The organism is Algoriphagus sp. 10J20-15 (genome assembly GCF_055809615.1).
Genome location: NZ_JBVVUG010000045.1, coordinates 111,819 through 126,458, shown reverse-complemented (window position 1 = coordinate 126,458; position 14,640 = coordinate 111,819). Strand labels below are relative to the sequence as shown.

General features: G+C 41.5%; 12 protein-coding genes and 1 pseudogene. 8 read left to right on the top strand and 5 right to left on the bottom strand.

The genetic code is table 11. The features are described 5' to 3' along the window. Both AC0L6R_RS20270 and AC0L6R_RS20265 read right to left on the bottom strand, forming a co-directional pair. Entirely contained in the window at positions 1 to 825 is an 825-nt protein-coding gene (locus AC0L6R_RS20270) for a universal stress protein (RefSeq protein ID WP_473272866.1), read from the bottom strand. A 101-nt stretch (positions 826 to 926) separates the two neighbouring features. Beyond that, complete coding sequence (locus AC0L6R_RS20265) at positions 927 to 1,388, bottom strand: GNAT family N-acetyltransferase (RefSeq protein WP_473272865.1); 462 nt, start codon at positions 1,386 to 1,388, stop codon at positions 927 to 929. Between the two features lie 80 nt (positions 1,389 to 1,468). Here AC0L6R_RS20265 and AC0L6R_RS20260 point away from each other — a divergent pair, with 80 nt between their 5' ends. After that, the gene (locus AC0L6R_RS20260) at positions 1,469 to 1,975 is read left to right on the top strand and encodes a RidA family protein (protein WP_473272864.1); all 507 of its coding nucleotides are present in this window, start codon (positions 1,469 to 1,471) and stop codon (positions 1,973 to 1,975) included. Between the two features lie 57 nt (positions 1,976 to 2,032). On the opposite strand, the gene AC0L6R_RS20255 is transcribed toward AC0L6R_RS20260, so the two are convergent. The 3 genes from AC0L6R_RS20255 to AC0L6R_RS20245 form a co-directional block, all read right to left on the bottom strand. Then, positions 2,033 to 2,185, bottom strand: a complete 153-nt coding sequence (locus tag AC0L6R_RS20255; protein ID WP_473272863.1) for a hypothetical protein — start codon at positions 2,183 to 2,185, stop codon at positions 2,033 to 2,035. A 537-nt stretch (positions 2,186 to 2,722) separates the two neighbouring features. Then, entirely contained in the window at positions 2,723 to 3,541 is an 819-nt protein-coding gene (locus AC0L6R_RS20250; RefSeq protein ID WP_283411498.1) for a ferritin-like domain-containing protein, read from the bottom strand. A 25-nt stretch (positions 3,542 to 3,566) separates the two neighbouring features. Continuing rightward, positions 3,567 to 4,274: a ferritin-like domain-containing protein gene (locus AC0L6R_RS20245; RefSeq protein WP_283411499.1), complete on the bottom strand. Its 708-nt coding sequence runs from the start codon at positions 4,272 to 4,274 to the stop codon at positions 3,567 to 3,569. A 230-nt stretch (positions 4,275 to 4,504) separates the two neighbouring features. Here AC0L6R_RS20245 and AC0L6R_RS20240 point away from each other — a divergent pair, with 230 nt between their 5' ends. The 7 genes and pseudogenes from AC0L6R_RS20240 to AC0L6R_RS20210 all read left to right on the top strand — a co-directional run bounded on the left by AC0L6R_RS20240 (position 4,505) and on the right by AC0L6R_RS20210 (position 14,486). Further along, positions 4,505 to 5,320 (top strand): creatininase family protein, encoded by an 816-nt coding sequence (locus AC0L6R_RS20240; protein WP_473272862.1) that lies wholly within the window; start codon positions 4,505 to 4,507, stop codon positions 5,318 to 5,320. A 123-nt stretch (positions 5,321 to 5,443) separates the two neighbouring features. Beyond that, positions 5,444 to 6,574: an FG-GAP repeat domain-containing protein gene (locus AC0L6R_RS20235; RefSeq protein WP_473272997.1), complete on the top strand. Its 1,131-nt coding sequence runs from the start codon at positions 5,444 to 5,446 to the stop codon at positions 6,572 to 6,574. A 216-nt stretch (positions 6,575 to 6,790) separates the two neighbouring features. Continuing rightward, positions 6,791 to 9,455: pseudogene (locus tag AC0L6R_RS20230) on the top strand (DUF7133 domain-containing protein). Positions 9,456 to 10,985: 1,530 nt separating this feature from the next. Next, the gene (locus AC0L6R_RS20225) at positions 10,986 to 11,516 is read left to right on the top strand and encodes a PRC-barrel domain-containing protein (RefSeq protein WP_473272861.1); all 531 of its coding nucleotides are present in this window, start codon (positions 10,986 to 10,988) and stop codon (positions 11,514 to 11,516) included. A 196-nt stretch (positions 11,517 to 11,712) separates the two neighbouring features. Then, positions 11,713 to 12,495, top strand: a complete 783-nt coding sequence (locus AC0L6R_RS20220) for a glycerophosphodiester phosphodiesterase (RefSeq protein ID WP_473272860.1) — start codon at positions 11,713 to 11,715, stop codon at positions 12,493 to 12,495. Positions 12,496 to 12,603: 108 nt separating this feature from the next. Beyond that, on the top strand, positions 12,604 to 13,809 hold the full coding sequence (locus AC0L6R_RS20215) for a 7TMR-DISM family protein (protein ID WP_473272859.1): 1,206 nt from the start codon (positions 12,604 to 12,606) through the stop codon (positions 13,807 to 13,809). A gap of 86 nt (positions 13,810 to 13,895) precedes the next feature. After that, complete coding sequence (locus AC0L6R_RS20210) at positions 13,896 to 14,486, top strand: transposase (RefSeq protein WP_473272858.1); 591 nt, start codon at positions 13,896 to 13,898, stop codon at positions 14,484 to 14,486. Positions 14,487 to 14,640: the final 154 nt, after the last annotated feature.

The following is a 14,640-nucleotide window of genomic DNA, read 5'->3' as shown; positions in this document are numbered from 1 at the left end:
CTAGCCTTTAACACTTAGCACACTCAAACCACTTTTGAAAATCAAAGTTTCGGTAGTTTCTACTAGATAGGAAGGAGCAAGACTATGATCACCCGTTACCAAAATAAGCCATTTAATATTCTGGGTTTCGGCGAATGCAATCATGCCCTTTTCTACTTCTGTGTCATTGAAAATATGCTTATAAAAAGTCAATTCCTCGTGTCCTTTCTTAAACCAATCCATTCTTGAAGTGATTTCTTGAGTGGAGGTGAAATGAGCAGGAATATTGACGAAAAGTAAGTGGACGGTGCTTTTGAAGAGCTTTATAAGTGGCTTGATTTTTTCAAAAGCTACTTTGGATTTTGGTTCAAAATTGGATGCAAAAGCAACTTTCCGGAAATCATTTCCACCTAGAGGTTCTTTCACTGCCAAAACAGGGCAATTAGATTTTCTAAGTACCTTTTGTAAGGTTGATCCAATGAAGTTTCCTTCTTCATACCCTTTACCATAAGCACCAAGCACCAGCATATCAGGATTTTCCTCTTGAACTACCCGAAGGATTAATTCATTAGGAACACCTATTCTAACAATTTGTCGGATTGGGGCTTTGGCTGGAGCAATCTTAAGAATATAATCCGGCAGCACTTCCTGAGCTTCTTCAAATTCTTCGATTAAATCCGGATAGTTTTTTTTCGCCTCATCGGAGAGTAATTCCCAATCCACTTCGGATGGAATAACTGTAACACAGAGTATCTCTGCACCCGATTTAGCACTGATTTTTTGAGCAGTTTTGAGTGCCACCACTGAGTACGAGGAAAAATCAAAGGGAACGAGGATCTTTTTCATGATTGAAAGGGAAATGATTGATCCTAAATCTCTACATATTCAACTCATTTTTAGCTGTCAAGAATCAGTTAAACTCATGATAAAAATTAGTATAAGTCATTCTACAGATCCATTTCCATTTTGATATCGCAGCGACAGTATTTGCCAGGCTCAAGGTCAGAATCTTTAAATCCCAACTTCTCATAAATTCTTAAAGCTGGGATTAGCTTGGAATGTGTGTAGAGCACCACCTTCTTCCCTCCCATTTCCTTGGCTTTTTCTAAAATCGCCAGAGCCAGCATCATTCCTATTCCTTTTCCTTTCGCCTGCGAGGCAACCCCCATTTTGATAAGTTCATAAACCTCATCAGAAACCTTATGCAGACCTACGGTACCAATGATTTGCTCTCCCTGCTTAGCAAAAATAATCGTACCCCCAGGCTGGATAATCGTCTCCTCTGGACGGTCGAACTGGGCCTGATCAAATGGCTCAATCGAAAAATAATCTTCCACCCAAGCTTGGTTTATTGATTTGAAAAAAGGGCTTAATTCAGGTGAATAGGGTATTATCTCAATCTGATCCATCAGTACAACTTTTTAGAATATGAATGCTAAAGTAAAAAGAATCACTTAGCTTAGAAATACTAAAACCACACTTCCTTTTTATGAAAAACAAGAGCTTCATTTTCGTACTTCCCTTACTTTTCTTGGCTTTCCTTGCAAATGCTCAGACACCGGAGCAAAATCTGGAAAAACTGGGGCTCGCCCTACCCGAAGTTGGTACGCCAATAGCAAACTATGTGAAATGGAAACAAGTCGGCAATCTGCTATACGTATCAGGAACTGGACCAGATGTCATAGGGAAAGTTGGCGCAGAGCTGACCGTCGAAGAAGGTTATCAGGCAGCACGAGAAACAGGACTGGAAGTCATCGCTATGCTAAAGGCCGCAACAGGTGACCTAAGCAAAGTGAAACAGTTTGTGAAAGTATTGGGAATGGTTAACTCCGATCCAAAATTCGATAAACAGCCCGCTGTAATCAATGGCTTTTCTGATCTTATGGTAGAAGTCTTTGGAGAAAAAGGTAAGCATGCCAGATCGGCCGTAGGAGTCGCTGCATTACCAAATAATATGGCTGTGGAGATCGAGGTAATAGTGGAACTTGAAGATTAATTTTCAATCACATTTAAATCTCCGATATCTTCCATTTAAAAAGGAAAAGAGAAATGATTATTGTTCTTCTTGATCAACTTCTTTAGGGTCTGAATAAGTTAATTTGCCATTCTCAGATGTATCAACATTCATAATTTCCGTTTTCCTAGGCACATAGAGTTCCATGTAATTGCCTATTTTTCCTGAAATCTCCTGGGTATATACATCCACGCTAAAATGGTTTTTCCAAATAATGAAACTCCTAAATCATTTGCAGATATTATTTCAAGATCAAATTTTTGAGGAGAAATAAAATGCATGATAGAGAGTTTCGAGTTATTTACACAGAGCGTATTAGTATCTGCAACAGTGATAAATAGAGAATCGTGCTTAAAGCCAAATAATTCAATATTAAATCGGTATGAGCTACGAATATGACTTTGAACACCCAGACCTATTGGAATACCCAAGATTGCAGCCTTGTGCTTTGTATAAGATTGAGCTATAATCTCTCAAAGCGCATATTATAAGCTAGCGAGTAATAAGCAGAATAAAATCTGCAGGAATCTAAGAATTTTTATCTCTGCCTATCTGCGGGAGATTCTCAAGAAAGTCAAGGTAAAACCCGGCTTCTGGAGAAGCAGTATAACGATAACAAATAGCTGCCTTCTCTGCGTTTCCCTCTGGGTGCTATGCGGTGAAATAAAAAAGATGCCACCTCCAAACGGAAGTGACATCTAACCACTTAACCCCAACTAATCACTCTTTCTATGCAAGGAAAAGCGAAGCAATCCCTAACACTTGATCTTTGTTAAGCGGTTCATCCCATCCTTCAGCAACTGCCGCCGCATCTATTCCAGTTAGATTTACCACGTTTACACCCCCGTGTGATACGTTATCTTCACCAGCATAAATCGGTTGAGTCGCTGCTGGAAGTGATCCTATAGAGTCATTGGTGATCCATCCTTTCACATCATCCTGACCTTTCTTTGTTCTCAATCTTCTGACCATAGAAGCATGCCTAGCTTCCACTGAGTGTATAGAAAGTGCAGCAGTCAAAACCACATCATTTTCCATAACATTTCCTGCCTGTCCCTTATACGCTCTCACTCCTGTGTCTTCAAAAGCTTGAGAAAGCGCCAAGAATGTAGGGTAATCAGAGAATGGCATAAAGTTGCCTCCAGCCGTAAAATCAAATTCCGGTTCAGCTACTGGTGTTCCCATTAACACGTTAGAAATTACCTCTTGAAGGAAATTCACATGAGCCAATTCATGATCTCTGATTTTGGTGAAAATAGCCATATCAGCCCCATCAATTACGCCTGACTCTATCCCCATCTGATAATATCTATACTCCAAATGCTCCAAGGTTAAGGCGTAATTCAATACACCTATCAAACTTGCAGTATCTGCCTTTGCTACTTTAGGCAAAGCTGACAGAATTCCAAGAGGCACAGCAGCCATAGCTACTTTTTTACTCATGTCTCCAAACTGGCGAAAGGCCTCTCTTCTGGAGAAAAAAACTTCCTTCTCTTCCGGACTATTTGTATCCGGGCACATTTTATCTAGCAATTTTAATAAGTTCATATCTAGTGTAGTTTAAAGTGGTTGATTATGATGTTGGTAGTTGGCTAAAATCTATTGGTGTAGTCACGTACGTACTTGCGGCAGTCAATACCTGGCTGAAAGTCAGCGTACGCTCAAGCCCATTGGCATCGATCAAATCATCACCTGCAAAATCAGCAGAACCTGGATTGATCAAATCTCTGATCGCAGCTGCATGTCTAGCTTCTACCGATACAATTTTCCCCGCTATCAAAAGGTAATCTACGTTCTGAATATACTGACCAGCCCCATTGTATGCAGCTACTCCCAAGTCTTCAAAAGTTTTGGCAGCGCCAAGCACTGATGTTCTGCTGCTGAAATCTATAGAACTAAAATCAACTTCCAGATCCGCAATGGCTGCATCTCCTAATGCTGCTTTGAAAAACTCTCGGTGCGCTCTTTCGTGCTTTTCCAAGTCGCCCATGATCGTTTTTTCTTCCGCACTGGCATTGTTGAAATAGGATCCTTGCAACACTGCAGCATAAAACGCTGCTTCCAATTGCTCGAGTGCATAAGCATAATTTAAAATCCCGATATCTCCTGAGCCTAGCATTACGCCATCTCCTACAGGAGGCATTGGATTCAGATCTTCTACATCTTTACAGCCTACCATGATCAATCCCGCAGCGGCTACTGATAGTGAGCCTGTTTTTAGGAATTGTCGGCGGTTGGCATTTTTGACCAGTCCTTGTGGCTTAATTACTTCATTTTTCATTTTCTGAGTGTTTAGGTTAATAATCCGGTTATGGTTTTCATTTGAAAAGAATCAATCACGCATCAGAATTAGAAGAGGTGATTTGAAAAAGAGTTACGAGCTAGGTTGGTCGATTGGATTTAGGACAAGAGGAATTATTCTAAAAAAAATTGGAAAAAGGACCTAAGTATGAAATGACATAGGTTAAATTGTAGGTTACACCCTATATAATGCCCGCTAAAATCTAAAACATGAAATTATTTTTAGTGCCAAGTTTAATCGCTCTCAATGCTACTGTTCTTTTTGCCCAGCAAAATCCTTCCTCACGAGAGATGGACAGAATCAATTGGATGGAATTTGCAGAGTTTGTTCCCGAGAAAATCCCCACTGTTCTCTTGCCTACAGGCACCCTCGAACCGCATGGCGTGGTCAATAACGGAGCAGATAATACCGCTCCTACAGCTATGGCAAAAGAAATAGCAGAAGATGTGAATGCGCTCATTGCCCCAACCCTAAATTATGGGATCACCGGTAGCATGGCTGCATATCCAGGAGCATTTCAAATCACAGAAGAAGCCTATCGTCATTTTATCAGAGATATCTTAAAAGGTCTTGCCAGAAATGGATTTAAAAATATTATCATTTTAAACGGCCATGGAGGAGGACAAACTAAAGTTCTGCAAGAAGTAACGGCCGAAATTTCAAATGAACTTGGCGTAAGAACCTTGGTAATCAATTGGTGGTCGTTTGCATCCGATGTTACTATGGAGGTTTTCAAAGAAGATGGTGGGCATGCCGGACTGAATGAGACTGCTTACATTCAGGCAATTGACCCTACCCTGGTTCATAAAGAAAGATACAGAGCCGATTTGGCAACTGCCTATCCTGAAGCGGGAACCTGGTCCGCCACTCCATTCCCTTCCTCTATAGCATTATATCAGGAGGGACAGGGATACCCAAATTTTAATCAAGCTCAGGCAGATGAATACTTCCAGAAAGTAAATGCAAAGGTTTCTAAATTTATTAAAGAAATAATTCAAAAATGGGACATGGCTGGACTACACTAAGCATGTAACCGAAGTCTTTGAAGAAAAACCAAAAAGGAATCAATAATCACTACTTGAATTTAAATAGCACCGATTATGAAGCGAAACATTTTTAAACTTGGGTATCAAGGGTTATGCGTCATTATGACTTTATTCCTCTTTACTAATCCAGCTTTTAGCCAAGAACATGAACTGGAATTCAAAAAAACTGTAATTACACGGGATTTTCTCTCTGAAGGAGTGGCAGTGGGCGATATGAATAAAGATGGTCAGCTGGATATAATAGCAGGCTACTATTGGTTTGAAGCGCCGGATTGGACACGTCATGAGATATCTCCTTCTAAAGTTTTTGACCCAAGAAAAGAATACAGCAATTCCTTTTTGAACCTAGGGATGGATGTAAATCTCGATGGCTGGGATGATGTGGTCATTATAGATTATCCGGGTACTCCTGCTTATTGGTTTGAAAACCCAAAAACAGAAAGTAACAACTGGAAAAAGCATATCATCGCAGACTCAGTGGGCATCTCAAATGAGTCTCCTGCATTTGTGGACATTGATGGGGACGGCCGCCTCGACATCTTGTGTGGTGACTATGAAAAAAGACAAATTATCTGGCTCCAAGCTCCAACCACACCTGAAGCAACTGAATGGAAGCGCTTTAATATTTCAGAAGAAAATGTACCTGGAACTGATCGTTTTTCGCATGGCTTAGGCTACGGAGATGTAAACGGTGATAAAATCAAAGACGTAGTGATCTCCGAGGGTTGGTTTGAAGGCAAAGCGGATAAGAATTCCGGAGACTGGATTTTCCATCCAGTGCTCATAAGTGATCCAGCTTCCCACATGCAGGTTCTCGATGTCAACGGAGACATGGATAATGACGTGGTCAGTTCCTCAGCACATTCTATGGGTATATGGTGGCATGAGTACAGGAATGATACAACGTTCAAAACTCACCTCATGAGTAACATAACAGCCCAAACCCATTCCACAATTATGGCTGATCTGAACGGAGATGGAGATATGGAAATGATCACTGGAAAGAGGTACTTGGCACACAATGGAAATGACGCGGGAGACGAAGACACCCCCTACTTGCTATATTTCGAATTCACCCCGATGATAGGCCCGTTTTTCCGCGAGCACATCATTGATAATGACTCGGGAGCCGGTCTAAACATTGCCGTTGAAGACATGAATAAGGATGGAAAACCTGATATCGTTATTGCAAATAAGAACGGGATATTTTTGTTTGAAAATCAACTGAAGTAAAACAGGGAATCAGTTTAACCTTCAATTGGTAACCGTGGTGGAGTCTTTAACTGTGCCCATAAATACACATTTAACCGCTAAGCATCACTTATGCGCCAAAATTCACTGGTACTGAGCTTCTATTGATAATAACTTACCTTTTATCAATGAACCTGATATATTTGAGGGTGCAAATCGCATATTCCGAAATAATAAACCTCTAATATTATTTTTAGCATGTCTAAAATTTCCCTTCCTATAATAGCAATTATAGGCACCTTTCTAGCATTCGGATGCTCAAAACCCGACACCAGAAAAGCTGACTTAGAAGAACTTACCAATTACTATCCACAGTACCCCCTAGACACAGCCAAGCATGGCGCAGACAGTACCGAGCTGATCATGACTAATTTTGCGGGACCGGATATAGTTCCATCACCTGCAGCATTGGCGGTATCTCCCGACGGCAACGTGTTTGTTGGGGTAGATATGATGGGTTCACTTGGTAAAGAGCCTGGAAAAGGAGCAATTGTACGACTCGTGGATAGTAATAATGATGGCGAACTGGATGCCCACACGGAGTTTGTCAAAGTGGATAACCCACGTGGAATAATCGCTGTAAGAGATCAAGTCTTTGTTCTCCACACACAATTTTCCGAAGAAACTGGAAAAGCCGAGGGAATGAACTTGGTAGTTTATGAAGATAAGGATAACGACGGGGTAGCTGATGGCCCATCCAAAATGCTAATTGAGGGAATCTCATCACCTGAATCCATACGTTCCCGTGGTACAGATCACTCTACTAATGGAATCAGAATGGGTATCGATGGCTGGATTTACATCGCAGTTGGAGATTTTGGGTTCCACAATGCCACTGACAGAGATGGAACGCAAATGACTATGCTGGGTGGAGGTATAGTCCGAGTACGGCCAGACGGAACCGAAATGGAAGAATACATCCATGGAACAAGAAATATCTACGATGTCGCGATAGATCCATTTATGAATATTTATACGCGTGGCAATACCAATGATGGAGGTGGCTGGAATATTCGTTTCATTCACTATACCCAATCCGGTGAGTACGGGTACCCTAACTTTTTCAAAAACTTCACGGAAGAAACCATACCAGCACTGGTTGATCTAGGTGGCGGATCAGGTACTGGTAGTTACTTTATGGATGATGATCGCTGGCCAGCAAAATACAATCACGTGCCAATGATGGCGGATTGGGGCCGCAGTCAATTGTACATTCACAGGGTAACTATGGATGGCCCTGGTTTTACTCAGCAGACTGAAGAATTCATCAAACTTCCTCAAATCTCAGATTTAGATGTCGATGCCTCCGGACGCATGTTTCTCGCTGCATGGGATGGGGCTGGCTATTTTGGCAGTGAAGAAAAAGGATATGTAGTAAGAGTAGTACCTAAGGATTGGACTTACGAACCTTTTCCAGACTTGAAAGCCGCAACTCTTGACGAATTAACCGCTTTACTTAAAGCCACTAATTCCGTTGCTCGCTTTCATGCTCAGCGTGAAATGCTAGCTCGTTTCCCTGAGGAAGCTGGTGCAGCAGCACTTTCTGTTGCCACTGATAAAACTTTACCGCTGGAAGCTAGAGTTGCGGGTATCTACACTTATGCGCAGGCTACTTGTGAAAATGGAAATGGGGAATTGGTAAAACTTAGTCAGGAAGAGAAAATCAGAGAATTTGCCTTAAGAGCTCTGGCGGATCGTAAAACCTGCCTTCAGGGAGTTCCACTAGACCCATTCATTGAGGGAGTCACTGATCCTAATGACCGTGTGAAGTCCGCGGCAATTGTTGCTCTGGGAAGAATAGGCAATCCAGAAGCTGCTGAGGAATTGCTAAAAGTGAAAGTTCCAGCTTCATTCAAGCAGCCAGAGAAAGGCACCGAAGGCCCACACGCTACACCTAATTCAGCCATTATTCTTCCACATATTGCAGTAAAATCACTAGTTAAATTGAATGCAGTTGATGCTGCAGTAGATGCTATTGGTACGGAGAATTCAAAAATCGCACTTTGGACTTTGCGCTACATGCATGATCCGAAAGCAGTGGATGGCTTGATCAAAGCCTATGGCGATACTGATGACATGGAGTTGAAAGCTGAGATTTTGGGTACACTTTTCTAGATTGTATAAGAAAGAAGCTCCTTATGACGGTTCATGGTGGTGGGGAACTCGCCCAGACACGCATGGTCCGTATTACAAAGGCATCACTTGGGAGGCTTCAGACAAAATCAAAGACTTCTTGGTAGGTGAACGTAATGCCCAAGAGGACCCAACGAAAAGACAATTCTTCACTGAGCTAAACGAGCGTAATCGAATGGATATAGAAGAGTTTGGTGAAGAGCAATCCAACTTGGTGATTCAGGAAACAGAAGTGGATCTGGAGAAAATCAAAAGCAAAAAAGGACAGGTCGGAGCTTCTTCTATCGAAGATGTGATGATCGCAGTACAAGATCTCAAAGGAGATCCAGTGAAAGGCAAAACCCTCTTCACCAGCCAAGGATGCATAGCATGTCATAGTATCGAGAAAGGTCAGCCGCTGAAAGGTCCATTTATGGGGCAGATAGGTTCTATTATGAACCGTTCTCAGATCACTGAATCTATTCTGAAGCCGAATGCATCTATCTCACAAGGTTTTGCATCAGTTCTGATCGACACAAATGACAACAAATCTTATATGGGGTTTGTCACAGCTGAGACCGCGGACGAAGTTGTAATTCAGGACATTACTGGTACAGCAACTAAACTTGACAAAAGCACTATCAAGACTCGTAAGGTGATGGAAACTTCCATGATGCCTCCAGGGCTTGCTAATTCACTTTCTTATGAAGAGCTAGCTTCGTTAGTGACCTATTTGGAACAGCAGAAATAAAAGACTGCGAGATTTATACCATTTCGAAAACACCTTGGGATTTTAAGATTTCAAGGTGTTTTTTTTTGATTTAACTGCATTACCCTGGAATTGCCCACTAAGTTCGACTCCCCGCCACGGCCAGGCCCTCGGGGTCGTACATTCTTTTTGGTTGTTCGTCAAACCATGGGTTCCACCCATGGCTATTGAAAAGTTAGATCTCCCGAAAAAAATCGGGACAGGCATTTCAGGATCTTTTCATTATCAAATGGTCCTTGATATCGAACACGAAGTGGTAAAACCTTTCAATAACCGCGGGTGCAACCCGTGAATGATCAATTATCAATATTCAAACTCAATGATCAGGGGAGAAAGTTTAAACTCATTCTTGCGCTCTCTGCGAAATCCTCTGTGTCCACCGCGGTTAAAAAATGATTTGTTAGGATTTAACAGCAGAGTGCACGGAGGTTGACGCTGAGGGAACAAGCCAAAGTCGTCCTGCTGCTCCAGAAGCTGCACTGAGCTGAAAATGATCAATTATCAATATTCAAACTCAATGATCAGGGGAGAAAGTTTAAACTCATTCTTGCGCTCTCTGCGAAATCCTCTGTGTCCACCGCGGTTAAAAAATAATTTGTTAGGATTTAACAGCAGAGTGCACGGAGGTTAATACAGAGCTCACAAGCCAAAGTCGTCCTGATGCTCCAGAAGCTGCACTGAGCTGAAAATGATCAATTATCAATATTCAAACTCAATGATCAGGGGAGAAAGTTTAAACTCATTCTTGCGCTCGCTGCGAAACCCTCTGTGTCCACCGCGGTAAAAAAATAATTTGTTAGGATTTAACAGCAGAGTGCACCGAGGTTGACGCAGAGGGAACAAGCCAAAGTCGTCCTGCTGCTCCAGAAGCTGCACTGAGCTGAAAATGATCAATGATCAATATTCAAACTCAATGATCAGGGGAGAAAGTTTAAACTCATTCTTGCGCTCTCTGCGAAATTCTCTACGTCCACCGCGGTTAAAAAATAATTTGTTAGGATTTAACAGCAGAGTGAACGGAGGTTGACGCAGAGGGAACAAGCCAAAGTCGTCCTGCTGCTCCAGATGCTGAACTGAGCTGAAAAATGACCAATGATCAAAGTTTAATCTCAATGAACAAGGACTTGCACTTGGCAAATAGCCATTTCGTACCGTAGAAACGATCCATCTGTAGCCACAGGCAAACATCCTATTTCCTCTAAGTTATCGCAAAGAACCTTTAAAGTGAAGCCTGTTGCGCCTAAGCGACGAGGGTATGAGAAGACGTTTTCAATGAGCAATTTTAAAATTCAAAACGCAAGAAGGAACTCCCTGCAAGGCTGCTTAAAACCCTAGCAAAAAATCATCGATCCATTACCCAACAAATGGAAATTCATTCCAACATAGGGGAAGGTACTCACAGTCCTATCAATGATTATCCGCTTTGGCAGGCCTCAAACCCTACTAGGCTGGGATGGCACAAATCTGGAATAAGTCAGTTAAAATAATCAACTCACTTAACCAACTATCAAGATGAACATTTCAAATAATTTTCAACTTAGTGCATCAGATGCAATATCCCGCAATGTGAAAACCGCAAGAGATGAATCTGTAGGCTCCATCAAGGACATCATTTTCAACACTTCCACCTTTCAAATTGACTATGTGGTATTGAAAGTAGATGATGGATTCCTCAACTTAGGTTCTAAACTCTTGGCTTTGCCGGCAGAATCTTTCAGTTTCCATCCGCATCAAGACGATGTGATCATAGTGAAGGAAACAAAAGAAACCTTGGAAAATGCACCCGGTTTTGACAGCGACGCATGGCCTACTGGTCCGCAGGGTGAATTTCTTCACACGGTTCGTAGCTACTATAGCGCAGAAGATCGTAGTTTGTATGGAAGGTATGATCTGGAAAACAGAGCCTACTATGATGACCAAGATCGCTTCGATATTGGAGCAGAACGTATTCGGGATGAGAGATATGGTGATGGCTTCTTAGAAACGGATCACCGTGGCGATAGACAGTCCGATATAAGAAGAGGTGGAAATCCACTTCTGTAAAAAAAAGATTAAACAAGTCAGACTAAAGGCTAACCCGATATGGGTTAGCCTTTATTAATTTGGGTAAGCTTTCCATGCTTAATGGACGCCATTAAAAAACTCTCATTATGTTTCTGTGAATTCTTACAACTTGGTATCTTCCTATCAAACGATTTTTTACTTTTGAAGAGTTAGTATTTACTAAAACCTTACACCTATGCGTTTCGCACTTTTCACTCTTCTTACTTTTTTGATAGCAAGCTCCGCTTCATTTGCTCAGAAATCATTTCACAAGAATAAAGTAATCGCTCATCGTGGCGCGTGGAAAGCACAAGCACATCCTCAGAACTCTTTGGCTTCTCTCAAAGAAGCTGTGAAGCTAGGCTGTGAAGGTTCTGAGTTTGATGTGTGGATGACCTCCGATGGAGTTTTAGTAGTAAATCATGATGCGGATTTCGAAGGTATGGAAATCGAAACCACTACTTATAAAGACCTTTTAACCATTAAACATGAAAATGGCGAGAAGCTTTCGACCGTAGAAGAATACCTAAAAGCTGGCAAAAAACAGAAAGGCACCAAGTTGATTTTTGAAATCAAGCCATCCAAAATCTCTGTAGAACGAAGCGTTGAAGTGGCAGAAAAGTCCGTTCTAGCGGTGAAAAAAATGAAAGCTCAAAAATGGGTGGATTACATCACATTTAGCTACGAAGGCGGTTTGAAAGCTATTGAAATGGATCCCAATGCAAATGTAGCTTACTTGACAGGAGACAAGACTCCAGCAGAATTGAAAGAGGCTGGATTTTTCGGTTTTGATTACAATATTAATCTGCTAAAAAAGAATCCTCAATGGATCAAAGAAGCGCAGGATCTGGGGCTAACAGTAAATGCTTGGACAGTGAACTCTGCGGAAGATTTGAATTGGTTTCTTGATCAAAACCCGGATTTCATCACCACAGATGAGCCGGAGTTATTATTTAAACTGATCCAAGAAAGGAAGTAATCACGGCGCTTCGACTGCTGACTATTTTCAAATAAACCCTTCGATTTCACAAACCAAAAGCATTGGGTGTCGTTTTTGTTCCTTCTACAGGAATATACCCAATGTTTTATGGACAAGTTTTATCGAAATGTATTTGTACTCCTGAGTGCAGTGAGCAGTTTGTTGTCTTCCTATGCACTTGCCCAATCATCCCAGTACACTTTTCAAATCAACGATCAGCTTGACGAAAGAATCTATGCGATAGACCGCCTTACTTTCTATGAAGACCAGAGCAACGAGCTGGAGCTTAGCGACATACTCTCCAATCCAATTAACGGCAAACTCAAGATCAATCCTGACTTCAACAAAAATAAGTTTTCAACCGAAAGTACCTATTGGGTCAAAGTAGCAATTCAGAAAACACCGCAAAGTAACAAGCAGTGGCTGATGGAATTTTATGATCAGACGATTGATCAAATAACAGCCTACATACCCTCGGAAAGCGGATATAAGGAATTAAAACTCGGTGATAAAGCACCTTTTGGAGACAGAATCTTTGCACATAAAAACTTTCACATCCCTGTAGAAAATGAAACTCCAGGAATAGCCACCTATTATTTCAAAATCAAATCTTCGCAGAAGGCTGACATCCGTATTGCCTTCAGATCCTACAATCGCTTCATCTATTATGCACTAAATGAGTACTTCCTTTATGGCATTTTCTATGGAATGATTCTGATTATTTCACTTTACAATGGATTGATTTATCTGGCTATTAAAGAGGTGAAATACCTGTATTATGTATTCTACTTACTAAGCGTAGGTATTTTTGCAGCTTGTGTAGATGGGATCGCATTCCAGTATTTATGGCCCAATCATCCCGAGTGGAACCAGCCTATATCGGGCCTCTCCAGCTTTTTGATCATCGTATTTGCGCTGCTTTTCTCCACTCACTTCCTCAATTTGAAGAGGAGATTCCCCAGCATGCATCGCTGCTTTCATGTATTGCTCCTAGCTAAAACAATTCTTTTCGCAGCTGGAATTGCTTTTTTTCCAGCGCTGTTAGAAATTCAGATTTACGATATCATTCCCTTCTTTCTCATACTTTTTTCCAGCGTTTATGTCTTGGTAAAAGGCTACAGCGTAGCACGTTTATTTGTAATTGCTTATGCTATTCTTTTTTTGGGAGTAGCACTGAAAGCAATGGTCCACACAGCCATTATTCCACACAGCACAGTAATTTACTACAGTTTGCACATTGCCTTTCTGATGGAGATGTTGCTGCTAACTTTGGCACTTGGTGATCGGGTGAAAATTTCTAAAAGACAATCGTGATCGGGCATTACTTCGCTCTCTTCGTCAAGCAGAGGCAAATGCCCAGCTGAAAGAAAAGGTCAATAGAGAATTGGAGCAAAGAGTCAATGAAAGAACTCAGGAACTGGCTAAAAAAGAACCAACTCCTCCTAGAATACAATCAGCAGATCCTAGAAAAGGATGAAGAAATTAAGCGTATTAACTCCATTTTGGATAAAGACATCTGGAAACTAAAGTCTCAGATCAAGGAGAACCTACAGGCGAGAATCACCAATAAACGGATGAGCTATGAAGATTTCAAAAAGATATTCCCAGATTCTACCGCTTGCCTTCGTTCCCTGGAGCAAGTCAAATGGGACAATGGATTCTCATGCAAAGCTTGCGAGCATACTAAATTCTCGAAGAGCTCAAAGGTTTTTCACCGTCGATGCTCACGTTGCGGTCATATAGAATCAGCTACTGCCGGGACGATTTTCCACGGTATCCGTCTCCCGATTGAAAAAGCATTTTACCTGTCCTACACCGTCATTTCCGAGCATAGCAAACTCACGCTGGAAGAGCTTTCCCAGTTGCTGAATCTCAGAGTAAACGCGATAAGTAGCTTCAGGGTAAAGGTCAAATTGCAACTTGAAATGAAGGGGATTCATCAACCTGAATGGGAGGACATCGTGCTGGAGAGATCGCATGAACTCAACTGATTTCAAGCAATTATCATTGGTAGTCAAATCCTGATAATAAAGCGTGAACGAAATTCTAAAAACGCCCTAAATTAATTAAATAGACGTTTTTTCAATGAAAACAAAGCAGGAATTGACATCCAGAAATCGTTAGTTTCCAAACATTTTTTCAATC